Source organism: Pseudomonas sp. NFACC51 (genome assembly GCF_900103575.1).
GTDB lineage: Bacteria > Pseudomonadota > Gammaproteobacteria > Pseudomonadales > Pseudomonadaceae > Aquipseudomonas > Aquipseudomonas fluorescens_Q.
Genome location: NZ_FMXH01000007.1, coordinates 143,256 through 160,400, shown reverse-complemented (window position 1 = coordinate 160,400; position 17,145 = coordinate 143,256). Strand labels below are relative to the sequence as shown.

General features: G+C 59.7%; 14 protein-coding genes. 11 read left to right on the top strand and 3 right to left on the bottom strand.

Translation table 11 applies throughout. The features are described from left to right. Window positions 1–9 precede the first annotated feature (9 nt). Both clpA and clpS read right to left on the bottom strand, forming a co-directional pair. Window positions 10–2,280: an ATP-dependent Clp protease ATP-binding subunit ClpA gene (gene clpA / locus BLT00_RS15910; RefSeq protein ID WP_063320487.1), complete on the bottom strand. Its 2,271-nt coding sequence runs from the start codon at window positions 2,278–2,280 to the stop codon at window positions 10–12. Window positions 2,281–2,309: 29 nt separating this feature from the next. After that, window positions 2,310–2,672 (bottom strand): ATP-dependent Clp protease adapter ClpS, encoded by a 363-nt coding sequence (gene clpS, locus BLT00_RS15905; protein WP_003180089.1) that lies wholly within the window; start codon window positions 2,670–2,672, stop codon window positions 2,310–2,312. Between the two features lie 226 nt (window positions 2,673–2,898). Between clpS and BLT00_RS15900 the strand changes: the two genes are divergently transcribed. After that, window positions 2,899–3,168 (top strand): cold shock domain-containing protein, encoded by a 270-nt coding sequence (locus tag BLT00_RS15900; protein ID WP_092144484.1) that lies wholly within the window; start codon window positions 2,899–2,901, stop codon window positions 3,166–3,168. Between the two features lie 77 nt (window positions 3,169–3,245). Here BLT00_RS15900 and icd read toward each other — a convergent pair whose 3' ends face one another. Continuing rightward, a complete protein-coding gene (icd, locus tag BLT00_RS15895) occupies window positions 3,246–4,502 on the bottom strand; it encodes an NADP-dependent isocitrate dehydrogenase (RefSeq protein WP_063320485.1) in 1,257 nt (418 codons plus the stop codon). 482 nt (window positions 4,503–4,984) lie between these two features. On the opposite strand from icd, the gene BLT00_RS15885 reads away from it, so the two are divergent. The 10 genes from BLT00_RS15885 to aceA all read left to right on the top strand — a co-directional run bounded on the left by BLT00_RS15885 (window position 4,985) and on the right by aceA (window position 17,076). Then, window positions 4,985–7,210, top strand: coding sequence for an NADP-dependent isocitrate dehydrogenase (locus BLT00_RS15885; RefSeq protein WP_072339621.1), 2,226 nt, complete (start codon window positions 4,985–4,987; stop codon window positions 7,208–7,210). A gap of 451 nt (window positions 7,211–7,661) precedes the next feature. Then, window positions 7,662–8,540, top strand: a complete 879-nt coding sequence (locus tag BLT00_RS15880) for a hypothetical protein (protein ID WP_092144480.1) — start codon at window positions 7,662–7,664, stop codon at window positions 8,538–8,540. Window positions 8,541–8,739: 199 nt separating this feature from the next. Further along, window positions 8,740–9,186 carry an NUDIX hydrolase gene (locus tag BLT00_RS15875; RefSeq protein WP_092144478.1) on the top strand — a complete coding sequence of 149 codons (447 nt, stop codon included), beginning with the start codon at window positions 8,740–8,742 and terminating at the stop codon, window positions 9,184–9,186. 59 nt (window positions 9,187–9,245) lie between these two features. After that, on the top strand, window positions 9,246–10,370 hold the full coding sequence (gene mnmA, locus BLT00_RS15870) for a tRNA 2-thiouridine(34) synthase MnmA (protein WP_057450008.1): 1,125 nt from the start codon (window positions 9,246–9,248) through the stop codon (window positions 10,368–10,370). Further along, complete coding sequence (gene hflD, locus BLT00_RS15865; RefSeq protein ID WP_072339625.1) at window positions 10,367–10,990, top strand: high frequency lysogenization protein HflD; 624 nt, start codon at window positions 10,367–10,369, stop codon at window positions 10,988–10,990. Before mnmA ends, hflD begins: the two co-directional genes overlap by 4 nt. 247 nt (window positions 10,991–11,237) lie before the next feature. Next, window positions 11,238–12,608, top strand: coding sequence for an adenylosuccinate lyase (purB, locus tag BLT00_RS15860; RefSeq protein WP_092144476.1), 1,371 nt, complete (start codon window positions 11,238–11,240; stop codon window positions 12,606–12,608). An 84-nt stretch (window positions 12,609–12,692) separates the two neighbouring features. Beyond that, a complete protein-coding gene (locus BLT00_RS15855; RefSeq protein ID WP_003203358.1) occupies window positions 12,693–13,859 on the top strand; it encodes a ribosomal protein uL16 3-hydroxylase in 1,167 nt (388 codons plus the stop codon). Beyond that, complete coding sequence (locus BLT00_RS15850) at window positions 13,852–14,277, top strand: GNAT family N-acetyltransferase (protein WP_092144474.1); 426 nt, start codon at window positions 13,852–13,854, stop codon at window positions 14,275–14,277. Before BLT00_RS15855 ends, BLT00_RS15850 begins: the two co-directional genes overlap by 8 nt. Before the next feature lie 256 nt (window positions 14,278–14,533). Further along, a complete protein-coding gene (locus tag BLT00_RS15845) occupies window positions 14,534–15,295 on the top strand; it encodes a secretin N-terminal domain-containing protein (protein WP_092144472.1) in 762 nt (253 codons plus the stop codon). Between the two features lie 455 nt (window positions 15,296–15,750). Continuing rightward, window positions 15,751–17,076: an isocitrate lyase gene (gene aceA / locus BLT00_RS15840; protein ID WP_063320477.1), complete on the top strand. Its 1,326-nt coding sequence runs from the start codon at window positions 15,751–15,753 to the stop codon at window positions 17,074–17,076. Window positions 17,077–17,145: the final 69 nt, after the last annotated feature.

Sequence of the window (17,145 nt, the reverse complement as noted above, 5' to 3'; positions counted from 1 at the left end):
GCGGGTCGATCAGGCCATTTCGGCCGTGGTTTCGAAGTCGAAGGTCAGTTCGCCGTCCTTGATGTCGATGTGCACCACACCGCCATGCTCGGCCAGTTCGCCAAAGAGGATTTCCTCGGCCAGCGGACGCTTGATCTTGTCCTGGATCAAGCGAGCCATCGGCCGCGCGCCCATCGTCACATCGTAACCACCTTCTGCCAGCCAACTGCGGGCCGCATCGGTGACTTCCAACAAGACACGCTTGTCTTCGAGTTGCGCCTGAAGTTCGGTAAGGAACTTGTCCACCACGCTCTTGATGACTTCATGGCTGAGGCGACCAAACTGGATAATGGTATCCAGGCGGTTGCGGAATTCAGGCGTGAAGCTCTTCTTGATCACTTCCATCGCATCGGACGAGTGGTCCTGATGGGTGAAACCGATCGAAGCGCGAGCCGCAGTTTCGGCACCGGCGTTCGTGGTCATGATGATGATCACGTTGCGGAAGTCCGCCTTGCGCCCGTTGTTATCGGTCAGCGTGCCGTGGTCCATGACCTGCAGGAGCAGGTTGAAGACTTCCGGATGCGCCTTCTCGATTTCGTCGAGCAACAATACGCAGTGTGGCTGCTTGGTGATGGCTTCGGTCAGCAGGCCGCCCTGGTCGAAACCGACATAGCCTGGAGGCGCACCGATAAGACGCGATACGGTGTGGCGCTCCATGTACTCGGACATGTCGAAGCGAACCAGCTCGATACCCATTGCCTTGGCCAGTTGCCGCGCGGCCTCAGTCTTGCCGACGCCGGTAGGACCGGCGAACAGGAACGAACCCACGGGCTTGTCCGGCGATTTGAGACCGGCGCGGGACAGCTTGATGGCGGTCGACAGCGAGTCGATGGCCGCATCCTGGCCGAACACCGTCAGCTTCAGGTCACGCTCCAGGTTACGCAGCAACTCCTTGTCGGAACTGGTGACGTGCTTAGGCGGAATACGCGCGATTTTCGCCACGATGTCCTCGACCTGAGGCACTTCGATGCGCTTGACGCGCTTCTCCAACGGTTGCAGGCGCTGGTAGGCACCCGCCTCGTCGATGACGTCGATGGCCTTGTCCGGCATGTGCCGGTCGTTGATGTAACGCGAGGCCAGCTCAGCCGCCGCGCGCAGGGCTTCATCGCTGTATTCGATGTTGTGGTGCAGCTCGAAACGCCCTTTCAGGCCGCGCAGGATACCAATGGTGTCCTCCACCGAAGGCTCCGACACATCGACCTTCTGGAAACGCCGGGCCAGGGCCCGGTCTTTCTCGAAGATCCCGCGAAATTCCTGGAACGTGGTCGAGCCGATGCAACGAATATCACCCGACGACAGCAATGGCTTGAGCAGGTTCGACGCATCCATGACCCCACCCGACGCCGCCCCGGCACCAATAATGGTGTGGATTTCGTCGATGAACAGGATCGCTTGCGGACGTTTTTTCAACTCGCCGAGCAACGCCTTGAAGCGTTTCTCGAAGTCACCGCGGTACTTGGTACCGGCCAGCAAGGCACCCAGGTCGAGGGAATACACCACGCTGTTGGCCAGCAGGTCCGGCACCTGGTCGTCAACGATGCGCTTGGCCAGGCCTTCGGCGATGGCGGTCTTGCCCACGCCCGCCTCGCCCACCAGCAATGGGTTGTTCTTGCGACGCCGAGCCAGGATCTGGGCAACACGCTCGACTTCCGCTTCGCGCCCGACCAGCGGGTCAATGCGCCCCTGGCGTGCCAGTTCGTTCAGGTTGCTGGCATAGGCATCCAATGGGTTGCCTGAAGAAGAAGACTCACCGCCCTCGTCGTCCTGCATATCCTGCTCACCCTCGGAATGATCGCCATGCCCCGGCACCTTGGAGATGCCATGGGCGATGTAGTTGACGACATCGATACGCGCAACGCTCTGCTGCTTGAGCAGGAACACCGCCTGGCTTTCCTGCTCGCTGAAGATGGCAACCAGCACGTTGGCGCCGGTGACTTCACGCTTGCCCGAGCTCTGTACATGGAAGACAGCACGCTGCAGGACACGCTGGAAGCCCAGGGTTGGCTGGGTTTCGCGATCCTCGTCATGAACGGGGATCAGTGGCGTGGTGGAGTCGATGAACTCCTGCAGATCATGCTTGAGTTTATCGAGGTTCGCGCCGCAGGCACGCAAAACGGTGGCGGCAGCCTCGTTATCCAATAGGGCCAGCAGCAGGTGTTCGACGGTCATGAATTCATGACGCTTCGAACGAGCCTCCTTGAAGGCAAGATTGAGGGTGACTTCGAGCTCGCGGTTTAACATAGCTTCACCTCATACCCAAGTGGTCGGCGTTAACCGTCCTTCTCGATTTCACAGAGTAGCGGATGCTGGCTTTCCCGGGCGTATTGGTTGACCTGCATGGCCTTCGTCTCGGCGATGTCGCGGGTAAACACTCCACATACTGCCCGTCCCTCTGTATGGACGGCCAGCATGACCTTGGTCGCCAGCTCGCGATTCAGGTTAAAAAACACCTCGAGCACTTCGACGACGAAATCCATCGGTGTGTAGTCATCGTTGAACAAAACCACCTTGTACATCGGTGGCGCCTGTAATGCAGGCTTTGCCTCCTGAACAGCAATGCCTGCGGAATCGTCGTCGTGTAGATCCGGGCGATCCTGATTGAATGTTAGTCGAATCTGGCTGACTGCATGCATGGAAAGAAAGGTTCGTTTAGTTGGCGAATACAGTGATGGGGGCGCTTGTGGGCGATTTCAACCACGACCACCCGGCCACCTTGACTATCGGCAAAACGGTGTTACAACCAATAGAGCCCATCGTGGGTTAAAAAGGTCCGTGGAATCTATCCTTACTTCAAGATTAGCCTGCGGATGGACTGGATGATACTCCAGTGATGGAGTGCGTTGCAGAGGGAAATGGGTTATGTCGGTCGTCAAGATGAATGGCAAGGTGAAATGGTTCAACAATGCCAAGGGCTACGGTTTCATTATCGCGGCCGGCAGGGATGATGAAGACCTTTTCGCCCATTACTCGGCCATCAACATGGAAGGCTATAAAACCCTGAAGGCCGGACAGCCTGTGACGTTCGACGTCATCCAGGGACCCAAGGGCCTGCACGCGGTCAACATCAAGGTTGTCACCGCCGAAGAAAAGCCCGCCCCTGTCCAGGTCAGGGTCACCGAGACCCATTGACCGGTCGCTGCACCGGACAAATGAAAATGCCCGGCTCGATCACTCGAGCCGGGCATTCGCGCTGAGCGCCGATCCGCTTACATGTGCGAGATCAGGGCATCGCCGAAGCCCGAGGACGACACCAGCTTGGCGCCCTCCATCAGACGTTCGAAGTCATAGGTCACGGTCTTGGCCGAAATCGCGCCGTTAGTGCCCTTGATGATCAGGTCGGCCGCTTCGGTCCAACCCATGTGGCGCAGCATCATTTCCGCCGACAGGATCAACGACCCCGGGTTGACCTGGTCCTTTCCGGCATACTTGGGCGCGGTACCGTGGGTGGCTTCGAACATGGCCACGGTGTCGGACAGGTTGGCGCCCGGCGCAATACCGATACCGCCCACTTCCGCCGCCAGGGCGTCGGACAGGTAGTCACCGTTCAGGTTCAGAGTGGCGATCACGTCATATTCGGCCGGACGCAGCAGGATCTGCTGCAACATCGCATCGGCGATGGCGTCCTTGACGATGACATTCTTGCCGGTCTTCGGATTCTTGAACTGCATCCACGGTCCGCCGTCGAGCAAGGTCGCGCCAAACTCCTCGGCCGCCACTTCGTAGGCCCATTCCTTGAAGGCACCTTCGGTGAACTTCATGATGTTGCCTTTATGCACGATGGTCAGCGAGTCGCGGTCATTGTCGACAACATACTGCAAGGCCTTGCGGGCCAGGCGCTTGGTGCCCTGCTTGGAAACCGGCTTGACGCCGATGCCGCAGTCCTCGTCGAAACGGATCTTGGTCACACCCATTTCTTCTTTCAGGAACTTGATGACCTTGGTCGCTTCGGCCGAACCGGCCTTCCACTCGATGCCAGCGTAGATGTCCTCGGAGTTCTCGCGGAAGATCGTCATGTCCACGTCGCCAGGCTTCTTGACAGGGCTTGGCACGCCTTCGAACCAGCGCACCGGACGCAGGCACACGTACAGGTCGAGCTGCTGGCGCAGGGCCACGTTCAGCGAACGGATACCACCACCCACCGGCGTGGTCAGCGGACCCTTGATGGAAACCACGTAATCCTTGACCGCGTCCAGGGTTTCCTGGGGCAGCCAGGTGTCCTGGTCGTAGACTTGAGTCGCTTTCTCACCGGCATAGACTTCCATCCAGGAAATCTTGCGCTTGCCGCCATAGGCCTTCTGAACCGCAGCGTCCACAACCTTGATCATGACCGGACTGATATCGACGCCAATGCCGTCGCCTTCGATGAAGGGGATGATCGGGTTGTCGGGAACATTAAGAGAATGGTCTGCATTGACGGTGATTTTGTCACCGACGGCTGGAACCTGAATCTTTTGATACCCCATGCTGAACTCCATTGCTTGGATTGAACATCTGGCTGCGTTCGAGCGTACCCCACTTGAATCGGCACGCAAACCCTACGTTAGGCTCATCCGGGGTAAAGCGTTGCAGTTCGCGGTGTACAACTCTGAAAACCAAGGGAAAAGCGCCAAACATGAGCATAGCCCGCTCCTTGGGTACTGCGACGTTTAGACCAATGGACGTGTACGGAAGTCTATGAACCATCGGCAGATTGCCAGCTACCTATGTATAATGCCGCCGCTGACCACAGGGTCACGCTGGCTGAGCGCTCTATCACAGGACTTTTCCGCCAGTTTAAAAGCCGGACCGTTACCGCGGCCCAACCGCTTGACGCTCGACTGATGCACCCAACATCACCGCGAAGAAACCTCGACATTCGGTTCACGGATGACTTTGAACGAACGCGCTTACCCGGCGCCCTCGAGTTTCTGCGCATGCTTTAGCAAAGAAGAGAGTTAATCCGAATATGCCCACCCGCTCGAAGATCATCTATACCTTCACCGACGAAGCGCCCGCCCTCGCCACCTATTCGCTGCTGCCGATCGTCGAAGCCTTTACCGCTTCGGCCGATATCGCCGTGGAAACCCGCGATATCTCCCTCGCAGGGCGCATCCTGGCCAGCTTCCCCGAGCAACTGGGTGACAAAGCCGTAGCCGACCACCTCGCCGAATTGGGCGACCTGGCCGTCACGCCTGAAGCCAACATCATCAAGCTGCCGAACATCAGCGCCTCGGTGCCGCAACTGCAGGCCGCGATCAAGGAATTGCAGGCCCAGGGCTACGCACTGCCGGACTATCCGGAAACCGTGACCACCGATGCCGAGAAAGACGCTCGCGCCCGCTACGACAAGGTCAAGGGCAGCGCCGTGAACCCGGTCCTGCGCGAAGGCAACTCCGACCGCCGCGCACCGCTGTCGGTCAAGAACTACGCCCGCAAGCACCCGCACAAGATGGGCGCCTGGGCAGCCGACTCCAAATCCCACGTGGCCCACATGAGCACCGGCGATTTCTACGGCAGCGAAAAAGCCGCCCTGATCGACGCCGCGGGCAGCGTGAAAATCGAGCTGATCGCCCAGGACGGCACTGCCACTGTCCTGAAAGAAAAAACCACCGTACAAGCCGGTGAGATCCTCGACTGCGCCGTGATGAGCAAAAACGCCCTGCGCGACTTCATCGCCGCTGAAATCGAAGACGCCAAGCAAAAAGGCGTCCTGCTGTCGGTTCACCTCAAGGCCACCATGATGAAGGTCTCCGACCCGATCATGTTCGGCCAGATCGTTGCCGAGTTCTATAAAGATGCCCTGGCCAAGCACGCACAAGTGCTGGAGCAGATCGGCTTCAACCTGAACAACGGCATCGGCGATCTGTACGCCCGCATCAAGGCCCTGCCGGCCGAGCAACAGGCGCAGATCGAAGCCGACATCCAGGCGGTCTACGCGGCGCGCCCATCCCTGGCGATGGTCAACTCCGACAAAGGCATCACCAACCTGCACGTGCCGAGCGACGTCATCGTCGACGCCTCGATGCCGGCCATGATCCGTGACTCCGGCAAGATGTGGGGCACCGACGGCCAACTGCACGACACCAAGGCCGTGATCCCGGATCGCTGCTATGCCACCATCTACCAGGCGGTGATCGAAGACTGCAAGCAACACGGCGCCTTCGACCCAACCACCATGGGCAGCGTGCCGAACGTTGGCCTGATGGCCAAGAAAGCCGAAGAGTACGGCTCCCACGACAAGACCTTCCAGATCAAGGTCGACGGCGTGGTCCGTGTTTCGGACAGCAACGGCCGCACCCTGCTGGAGCAAAGCGTCGAAGCTGGCGACATCTTCCGCATGTGCCAGACCAAGGACGCGCCGATCCAGGATTGGGTCAAGCTGGCCGTCAACCGTGCCCGCGCCAGCGACACGCCGGCAATCTTCTGGCTGGACCCGATGCGCGCCCATGACGGCGTCGTGATCGAGAAAGTCCAGACCTACCTGAAGGACTACGACACTGCCGGACTGGACATCCGCATCATGGCGCCGGTCGACGCGATGAAGTTCACCCTGGCCCGCACCCGCGAAGGCAAGGACACCATCTCGGTGACTGGCAACGTACTGCGCGACTACCTGACCGACCTGTTCCCGATCATGGAACTGGGCACCAGCGCCAAGATGCTGTCGATCGTGCCGCTGATGAACGGCGGTGGCCTGTTCGAAACCGGCGCTGGCGGCTCGGCCCCCAAGCACGTGCAGCAATTGCTGGAAGAAAACTTCCTGCGCTGGGATTCCCTGGGCGAGTTCCTGGCCCTGGCCGCTTCCCTCGAGCACCTGGGCGTGACCTACAACAACCCGAAAGCACTGGTGCTGGCCAAGACCCTGGACCAGGCTACCGGTGAGTTCCTGGACCGCAACAAGTCGCCTTCGCGCAAGGTCGGCGGCATCGACAACCGTGGCAGCCACTTCTACCTGACCCTGTTCTGGGCCCAGGCTCTGGCCGCCCAGGATGACGACGCAGCCCTCAAGGCTCAGTTCGCTTCCCTGGCCAAGACATTGACCGACAACGAAGAAAAAATCGTTGCCGAGCTCAACGCCGTCCAGGGCAAGCCCGTGGACATCGGCGGCTACTACTTCGCCAACCCGGAGCTGACCAGCAAGGCCATGCGCCCGAGCAACACCTTCAACGCAGCGATTGCCGCGCTGGTGTAAGGTTGTAAGGGAACACCACGAACCCCGGCCTTGTGCCGGGGTTTGTGTTTCCAGGCATACCAAGCGCTCCCCAACCTATCTTGCCCCACCCCATTGGCTGCCCAGGCTTACCTTGACAGTACAATCAGACAGCCTAGCCTTAAAAGCATCGTTCTAAGTACGCCCTCTTCACTGAAGGTGCATGAAGTAAACCGCGAGCGCTGAACGACCGGTGTGACCCCTACACCTTTTCAACCTTCGTGGATGCGAGATGTCTCGGCAAGAGAACGAGAGAGAGTCAGATCAGGCGTCATTCTGATTGCCAGCAGGTGTATCGACCTCAAGTGAGCGAAAACTGGATTGCTGAAATCGGCTACGTAGCGATAGCAACCCTTTTGGATAGTTTGAGTTTTCAGCGAAAAATACGCACTTATAAACTCACTACCAGACTCATAAACTGAGGAAATACACCATGAAAAAGACTGCGCAAGCAATTATGAACGCTCAAATACCCTTCACAATTGGAAATTTAGACTTTCAACAACTGCGAGGCTCCCCCACCCTATTTAGGAGAGAGGGCGCTGATGAGCCTTTTGAATACCCTAAAATAGAGGATTTTCCCGACCGTTACGCCATACGCTGCTCTACAGACATCCGCCCCAATCGCTTTGGACAGATATACAACTACACCCCCACCACACAACAACTAACCTTTACAAGCCCAGATGCCACATACACATTCAATTTAAACAAATTCGGAAATCAAGTTATCTACTCAACCAACTCACCTGGCGCAAGCGTCAGAGCCCCCTCTATTGTCTTCGAGGACTTTCCAGGGTTAATTCAGCTCGAAATGCACATACCCGGTAAAAAATTCGACCAACAGACAGATAAGGCCGAATGGCCCGAGGTGCAAATCAACGACCAGGTCATCAAACATTCCTCAACCAGCCCCGCGCTTACTACCCCGAAAGAAAAGGTCTTACAAGTCGTTATCAACCCCACGGACAGATTTTCATCTTTAGGTAACGTCACGCTCTATCTTTCAGGCTGCGATGTATACCAAGAGTACCCACCGGGAGAAATGCACAAAATCGACAAACTCGTAGGGACGATGTCTACCGACCTCTACCTGACACCGGACAAAAGCTATCCGCCTGGCGTAACGAACCTGACGATAGAAGACGGGTTTTCGGACGCAACTGCCGTCATCGAATTCAACCACGACACTTCAAAAAAACAGGTGACCATTACAATAAAATCATTTACAGGCGCAGGCAAACTTTGTGACATACGGGACTTCCCTTACCTCGACAAATACTATCCGAATGCAATATGCATCGCCCTGTGAGGATAGGCATACTTTGCTTAGAACCCCGAAGGGCAATTGAACTTACATCCCAGCCACTGACAGGAGGACTCAATCACCTGCATGGGAGTTTGCTCGGGACGGCGATTCATCATTCGTTTAGTATCGAGCAACCCGTTGCTATTGCGAGCAAGCTCTGCCCCACAGCGGCCTGCATTCCAATTTCAAGATAAGGACTCCCATGAACTGGCAACCCCACATCACCGTCGCCACCATCGTCGAAGACAACGGTCGCTTCCTCATGGTGGAAGAATCCAAGGGTGGACGCGCGGTGCTCAACCAGCCCGCCGGCCACCTGGACCCGGACGAAACACTGATCGAAGCCGCCGTGCGCGAAACCCTGGAAGAAACCGGCTGGGACGTCGAACCCACGAGCGTGGTGGGCATTTACCTGTACACCGCCCCCAGCAACGGCGTGACCTACCAGCGAGTCTGTTTCGCCGCCAAGACCTTGAATCATCGCCCTGACTATCAACTGGACGACGGTATCCTCGGCGCCAAATGGCTAAGCCGCGACGAACTGCTGGAGCAACGCGACCGCTGGCGCAGCGAGCTGATCATCCGCTGCATCGACGATTATCTGGCCGGCCACTGCCACAGTCTGACGCTGATCCGTCCTTCTCTTTAGCCTTGTGCGCCCGGGCCTGATAGAATCGCGTCCTTTTTCAAGACACTCATTGAACTCCTATGCGTGATCCAGCTCCTTCTGACACATCCAAGAAGCGCGTCATTGTCGGCATGTCCGGCGGCGTGGACTCTTCCGTTTCCGCCCTTCTGCTGATCGAGCAGGGTTATGAGGTGGAAGGCCTGTTCATGAAGAACTGGGAAGAAGACGACGGCACCGAATACTGCACCGCCATGGACGACTTGGCGGACGCCCAGGCGGTGTGCGACAAGATCGGCATCAAGCTGCACACCGCCAACTTCGCCGCCGAGTACTGGGACAACGTGTTCGAGCACTTCCTGGCCGAATACAAGGCCGGCCGCACGCCGAACCCGGACATCCTCTGCAACCGCGAAATCAAGTTCAAGGCGTTCCTCGACTACGCCATGATGCTCGGCGCCGACCTGATTGCCACCGGCCACTACGTGCGCCGCCGCGACATCGACGGCCGCACCGAATTGCTCAAGGGCCTGGACCCGAACAAGGACCAGAGTTACTTCCTGCATGCCGTCGGCGGCGAGCAGATCGCCAAGACCCTGTTCCCGGTAGGCGAACTGGAAAAGCCCGAAGTGCGCGCGATCGCCGAAAAACACCAGCTCGCCACCGCCAAGAAAAAAGACTCCACCGGGATCTGCTTTATCGGTGAGCGCCGTTTCAGCGACTTCCTCAAGCAATACCTGCCGGCCCAACCGGGCGAGATCAAGACGACCGAAGGCGAAGTCATCGGCCGCCACCATGGCCTGATGTACCACACCATCGGCCAGCGCCAGGGCCTGGGCATCGGCGGCCTGAAGGACGCCGGGGAAGAGCCGTGGTACGTGCTGGTCAAGGACCTGGAGCACAATGAGCTGATCGTCGGCCAAGGCAACGACCATCCCTGGTTGTTTTCCCGCGCCCTGCTCGCCTCCGACATCTATTGGGTCAACCCGATCGACCTCAGCGAACCACGCCGCCTGACGGCCAAGGTTCGCTACCGCCAGAGCGACCAGCCCTGCACCCTGGAAAAAACCGCCACGGGCTACCGAGCCACCTTCGATGACCCGCAGCGGGCGGTCACGCCCGGCCAGTCCGTGGTGTTCTATGACGGCGAAATCTGCCTGGGCGGCGGCGTGATCGAAGTCGCAGAACCCTGGAGCAGCAAGGCATGAGCCCCATCCAGGAACAACTGACGGCATTGGGCGGTGTGTTTCTTGCCGCCGTGCTGGTGGACAGGATCGCCAAGACCGGCCAGGCCACCGAAGCGGGCGTGGCCTGCATGCTCGGCAGCCTGCTGGTTCGCGACCCCAAGGACACCCTGGAAGTCTACGGCGGCGACGACTTGAACCTGCGCGAAGGCTATCGTGCACTGATCGGCGCCCTGGAGCGCGATCCCAGCGCCCTGCAACGCGAACCGCTGCGTTATGCCCTGTCGATGCTGGGCCTTGAGCGCCAGCTGGCCAAGCGCGACGACCTACTGGAGACCATCGGCAAACGCTTGCCGCAGATCCAGTCCCAGGTCGAGCACTTCGGCCCGTCCCACGAAAACGTCGTCGCGGCCTGCGGCGCGCTGTACCAGGACACCCTGAGTACCCTGCGCCAACGCATCCAGGTGCATGGCGACATGCGCAACCTGCAGCAACCGAGCAATGCCTCGAAAATCCGCGCCCTGTTGCTGGCCGGTATCCGCTCGGCACGGTTGTGGCGGCAGCTGGGCGGCCATCGCTGGCAACTGGTGGTCAGCCGGCGCAAATTGCTTAAAGAGCTTTACCCGTTGATGCGCAACGAATAAGTCGCCTCAGCCCGTTTTTTTGTGGCGAGGGAGCTTGCTCCCGCTGGGGCGCGAAGCGGCCCTGAATCCGGGCAACCCGGACTCAAGAGGGGCTGCTACGCAGCCCAGCGGGAGCAAGCTCCCTCGCCACAAGTAATAAATAGTGTCTCGTTACGCGTAATACGCCGGTCAGTTGGCGACGGACCGGCGCAAGATTTCATGTATGATACGCGCCCCATTTCGTTGCCCGACTGTCCGAGAACACCCCATGCAGCTCTCTTCGCTCACTGCGGTTTCCCCTGTTGACGGCCGCTACGCCGGCAAAACCCAGGCCCTGCGCCCGATTTTCAGCGAGTACGGCCTGATCCGTGCCCGCGTCCTGGTTGAAGTGCGCTGGCTCCAGCGCCTGGCCGCCCACCCTGCCATCAGCGAAGTCCCGGCGTTTTCCGCCGAAGCCAACGCGGTGCTGAACACCCTGGCAGAAAATTTTGTGCTGGAGCACGCCGAGCGCGTCAAAGAGATCGAGCGCACCACCAACCACGACGTCAAGGCCATCGAATACCTGCTCAAGGAGCAAGCGGCCAAGCTGCCGGAACTGGCCAACGTCAGCGAGTTCATCCACTTCGCCTGCACCAGCGAGGACATCAACAACCTGTCCCACGCCCTGATGCTGCGCGAAGGCCGTGATGAGGTGATGCTGCCCCTGATGCGCCAGACCGCCCAGGCCATCCGCGAACTGGCGATCCGCTTCGCCGACGTGCCGATGCTGTCGCGCACCCACGGTCAACCGGCTTCGCCGACCACCCTGGGCAAGGAACTGGCGAACGTGGTCTACCGCCTGGAGCGCCAGATCGCCCAGGTGGCCGCCGTGCCGTTGCTGGGCAAGATCAACGGCGCCGTGGGCAACTACAACGCCCACCTGTCGGCCTACCCGGACATCGACTGGGAAGCCAACGCCCGCGCCTTCATCGAAGACGAACTGGGCCTGAGCTTCAACCCCTACACCACCCAGATCGAACCGCATGACTACATCGCCGAGCTGTTCGATGCGATCGCGCGCTTCAACACCATCCTGATCGACTTCGACCGCGACATCTGGGGCTACATTTCCCTGGGTTACTTCAAACAGCGCACCATCGCCGGCGAAATCGGTTCCTCGACCATGCCGCACAAGGTCAACCCGATCGACTTCGAAAACTCCGAAGGCAACCTAGGCATCGCCAACGCACTGTTCCAGCACCTGGCGAGCAAACTGCCGATCTCCCGCTGGCAGCGCGACCTGACCGACTCCACCGTGCTGCGCAACCTGGGCGTGGGTTTTGCCCACAGCGTCATTGCCTACGAAGCCAGCCTCAAGGGCATCAGCAAGCTGGAACTGAACGAGCAGAAAATCGCTGCCGACCTGGACGCCTGCTGGGAAGTTCTCGCCGAGCCGATCCAGACCGTCATGCGTCGCTACAACATCGAAAACCCGTATGAAAAGCTGAAAGAGCTGACCCGTGGCAAGGGCATCAGCCCTGAAGCGTTGCAGACTTTCATAGATGGCCTGGACATGCCTGCCGAGGCCAAGGCGGAGCTGAAGAAGCTCACGCCGGCCAGCTACATCGGCAACGCGGCGGCACAAGCCAAGCGCATCTGATCCACGGCTTTACCTTTGAGACGCCCGGCCGCGCCGGGCGTTTTTATTCGCGTCTGAAAAGTATATTTTTTCAATAGGTTACACATGAATCCTGATATTCCTCTGCAACTCCTGGGCGGCATCACGGCACGGGAGTTCCTGCGCGACTACTGGCAGAAAAAACCCCTGCTGATCCGTCAGGCAATTCCTGACTTCCAAAGCCCGATCGATGCCGATGAACTGGCCGGCCTGGCCCTGGAAGAAGAAGTCGAATCGCGCCTGGTGATCGAACACGGCGAACGCCCTTGGGAATTGCGTCGCGGCCCGTTCGCCGAAGACGAATTCAGCAAGCTGCCAGAGCGCGAGTGGACCCTGCTGGTACAGGCGGTCGATCAGTTCGTACCGGAAGTCAGCGAGCTGCTGGAGAACTTCCGCTTCCTGCCGAGCTGGCGCATCGACGATGTGATGATCAGCTTCGCCGCACCGGGTGGCAGCGTGGGTCCGCATTTCGATAACTATGACGTGTTCCTGCTGCAGGGCCATGGCCAGCGCAACTGGAAGATCGGCCAGATGTGCGACTCCGAAAGCCCGCTGCTGCAGCACGCCGACCTGCGCATCCTCGCTGAATTCGAAGCCACTGATGAGTGGACCCTGGAACCAGGCGACATGCTCTACCTGCCGCCGCGCCTGGCGCACTGTGGCGTGGCCGTGGACGACTGCATGACCTACTCGGTGGGTTTCCGCGCACCGAGCGCCGCCGAAGTGCTGACCCATTTCACCGACTTCCTCAGCCAGTTCCTGCCGGACGAAGAACGCTACACCGACGCCGATGCGCGCCCGGTGGCCGACCCGCATCAGATCCAGCAGGACGCCCTCGACCGCCTCAAGGGCTTGCTGGCCGAGCACATGAGCGACGAACGCCTGCTGCTGACCTGGTTCGGCCAGTTCATGACCGAGCCGCGTTACCCGGAACTGGTGGTAGGCCCGGAACTGGAAGAAGACGACCTGCTGGCCAGCCTGGAACAAGGCGCTGTGATCATTCGCAACCCGAGCGCGCGCCTGGCCTGGTCGGAAGTCGATGACGACCTGCTGCTGTTCGCCAGCGGCCAGAGCCGTTACCTGCCAGGCAAGCTGCGCGAGCTGCTGAAAATGATCTGCGCCGCCGACGCCCTGCACATCGAGAACCTCGGTCCGTGGTTGGCCGACGAAGACGGTCGCGGCCTGGTTTGCGAGCTGGTCAAGCAAGGCAGCCTGGGGTTCGCCGATGAATAAAATTCACGTTCGTGTCGCAGACTGGCAAAAGGATAACGCCGAGATCCGGCGCATTCGTGAGACCGTGTTCATTGCCGAGCAGTCCGTTCCTCCTGAGTTGGAATGGGATGCCGACGACCAGGGCGCGGTGCATTTTCTGGCGTTTGAAGGTGACTTTCCCATCGGCACCGCCCGCCTGTTGACCGATGGCCATATCGGCCGTGTCTCGGTCCTCAAGGACTGGCGCGGCCTGAAGGTGGGCGATGCGCTGATGCACGCCGTGATCGCCGAAGCCGAGAAGCGTGGGCTCCAGCAACAGATGCTCAGCGCCCAGGTGCACGCCACGCCGTTCTACGAGCGGCTGGGGTTTGCGGTGGTCAGCGAGGAGTTCCTGGAAGCCGGGATTCCGCATGTGGACATGGTGCGGCATTCGGCTTGAACCCCCGCCTACCAGCAAGATGATGGCCTTTGTGGCGAGGGAGCTTGCTCCCGCTGGGTCGCGAAGCGGCCCTAAAAACAGGGCTGCTGCGCAGCCCAGCGGGAGCAAGCTCCCTCGCCACACAAGGGCATCACACAACACCCAAAATGCCCCGTCATCCCCGATGCCGGGGCGTTTTGCCGTCTACCATTCAACTTGCCCCACCCCAGGCCGACAAACTGGCAATATCAAGCCTTTGTCTCGCGGAGAAATGGACATGCCTCTACGCACCTTCCTGGTTACCCTGCTGCTCGGTTGCAGCCTGTCGGTCATGGCCGACACGCAAATCGTGCCGCTGAACTACCGCACCAGCGCCGACCTGCTGCCGGTGGCACAGAACTTCATCGGCAAGGACGGCCAGGTCAGCGCCTACGGCAACCAGCTGATCGTCAACGCCGAGCCCGGCAAGATCGAAGAACTGCGGCAATTCCTCGCCCAATTGGACACCGCCCCCAAGCGCCTGCTGATCACGGTCGACACCAACGAAAACAACCTGCAGGGCGACCAGGGTTACTCGATCAACGGCGCCGCCCCCAGCCAGAACCGCATCATCAACCGCAGCACCGCCAGCCGCGAAGGCGGCGTGCAGCAGGTGCAGGCCAGTGAAGGCCAGCCGGCGCTGATCCAGGTCGGCCAGAGCGTGCCATTCACTAGCAACCAGACCGACAACTACGGCCGCATGCAGAGCCAGACTGAATACCGCAACGTCACCCAGGGTTTTTATGTCACGGCCAGCGTCACCGGCGAGACCGTTCATCTGAGCATCAGCACCAATCGTGACCGCATGAGCCAGGAGCGTCCCGATGTAGTGAACGTTCAGAGTACCGACACAACCGTCAGTGGCCGCCTGGGCGAATGGATCACCCTGGCCGGCGTCAATCGCCAGACTCAAGCCGACAAACAGGGCCTGACCCGCAGCTACTCGACCCACGGCCGCGACGACATGATTTTGCGGGTCAAGGTCGATACCCTGAACTGAAGCACCAAAAACTGACTGATGAGTCGTATTAGACCAAAGATGTAGTGCCATAAAAAAAGCACTACAAAACGTTTGACGAGCAAAAAAACCGAAGGCATGATGGCCTCGCTCCCGCTAATCAGGGGCCCTGGCAAGGGCCTTCGGGTCGACGCTTGCAACTACCCTGCGAGCCGATTCGTGTCTGTACCGCCCACAAGGTGTGTTTGACGAGGTTGCGACTGGAACGAAGTTGTCCCGAGGGACGGAAGCGTAACTAGGTAACCCGGCATCACTCTGAGTTCGTATGGAGGCCCACGACGCCCGAATGCGCCCGCAGTTCGCCCCTACCTGCTCACTTTCCCCTCGAGCCCATCGTTCATCCCGTCGCCTCCCCGCCTGAACCGACTTGTACGCCAACCCCTGGTCGGCAGGAGCAGGAATTTTCCACCAAGACCTATGCGACGAGGTTTATCTCCATGGCACTGACACGCGAACAGCAAATTGCAGCCCTTGAAAAAGACTGGGCTGAAAACCCGCGCTGGAAAGGCGTGAAGCGCAATTATTCCGCTGCTGACGTCGTCCGTCTGCGTGGCTCGGTTCAACCTGAGCACACCCTTGCGAAAATGGGCGCCGAGAAGCTCTGGAACCTGGTGACCCAGGGCGCCAAGCCAGCCTTCCGTCCCGAGAAAGATTTCGTCAACTGCATGGGCGCCCTGACCGGCGGCCAGGCTGTGCAGCAAGTCAAGGCCGGCATCCAGGCGATCTACCTGTCGGGCTGGCAAGTGGCCGCGGACAACAACTCCGCCGAGTCGATGTACCCCGACCAGTCGCTGTACCCGGTGGATTCGGTTCCAACCGTGGTCAAGCGCATCAACAACTCGTTCCGTCGCGCCGACCAGATCCAGTGGAAAGCCGGCAAGAACCCGGGCGACGAAGGCTACATCGACTACTTCGCGCCGATCGTGGCTGACGCTGAAGCCGGTTTCGGTGGCGTCCTGAACGCCTACGAGCTGATGAAGAGCATGATCGAGGCTGGCGCCGCCGGCGTTCACTTCGAAGACCAACTGGCCTCGGTGAAGAAATGCGGCCACATGGGCGGCAAGGTGCTGGTTCCAACCCAGGAAGCCGTGCAGAAGCTGACCGCTGCCCGCCTGGCTGCCGACGTTGCCGGGGTACCGACCATCATCCTGGCCCGTACCGACGCCAACGCCGCTGACCTGCTGACCTCCGACTGCGACCCGTACGACCAGCCGTTCGTAACCGGTACCCGCACCCAGGAAGGCTTCTACAAGGTGCGCGCCGGCCTCGACCAGGCCATCGCCCGCGGCCTGGCCTATGCGCCGTACGCCGACCTGATCTGGTGCGAAACCGCCAAGCCGGACCTGGACGAAGCCCGTCGCTTCGCCGAAGCGATCAAGAAGGAATACCCGGACCAGATCCTGTCGTACAACTGCTCGCCTTCCTTCAACTGGAAGAAGAACCTGGACGACGCGACCATCGCCAAGTTCCAGCGCGAACTGTCCGCCATGGGCTACAAGCACCAGTTCATCACCCTGGCCGGCATCCACAACATGTGGCACAGCATGTTCAACCTGGCGCACGACTACGCCCGCAACGACATGACCGCCTACGTGAAGCTGCAAGAGCAAGAGTTCGCTGACGCCGCCAAGGGCTACACCTTCGTGGCTCACCAACAGGAAGTGGGCACCGGCTACTTCGACGACATGACCACCGTGATCCAGGGCGGCACTTCGTCGGTGACCGCACTGACCGGCTCCACCGAAGAAGAACAGTTCCACTGATTCACACGCTTGCCTCGAGTAAGCGGCCCTTGCGGACCGGATAAAAACTAACCGCAAAGCCGACGATCT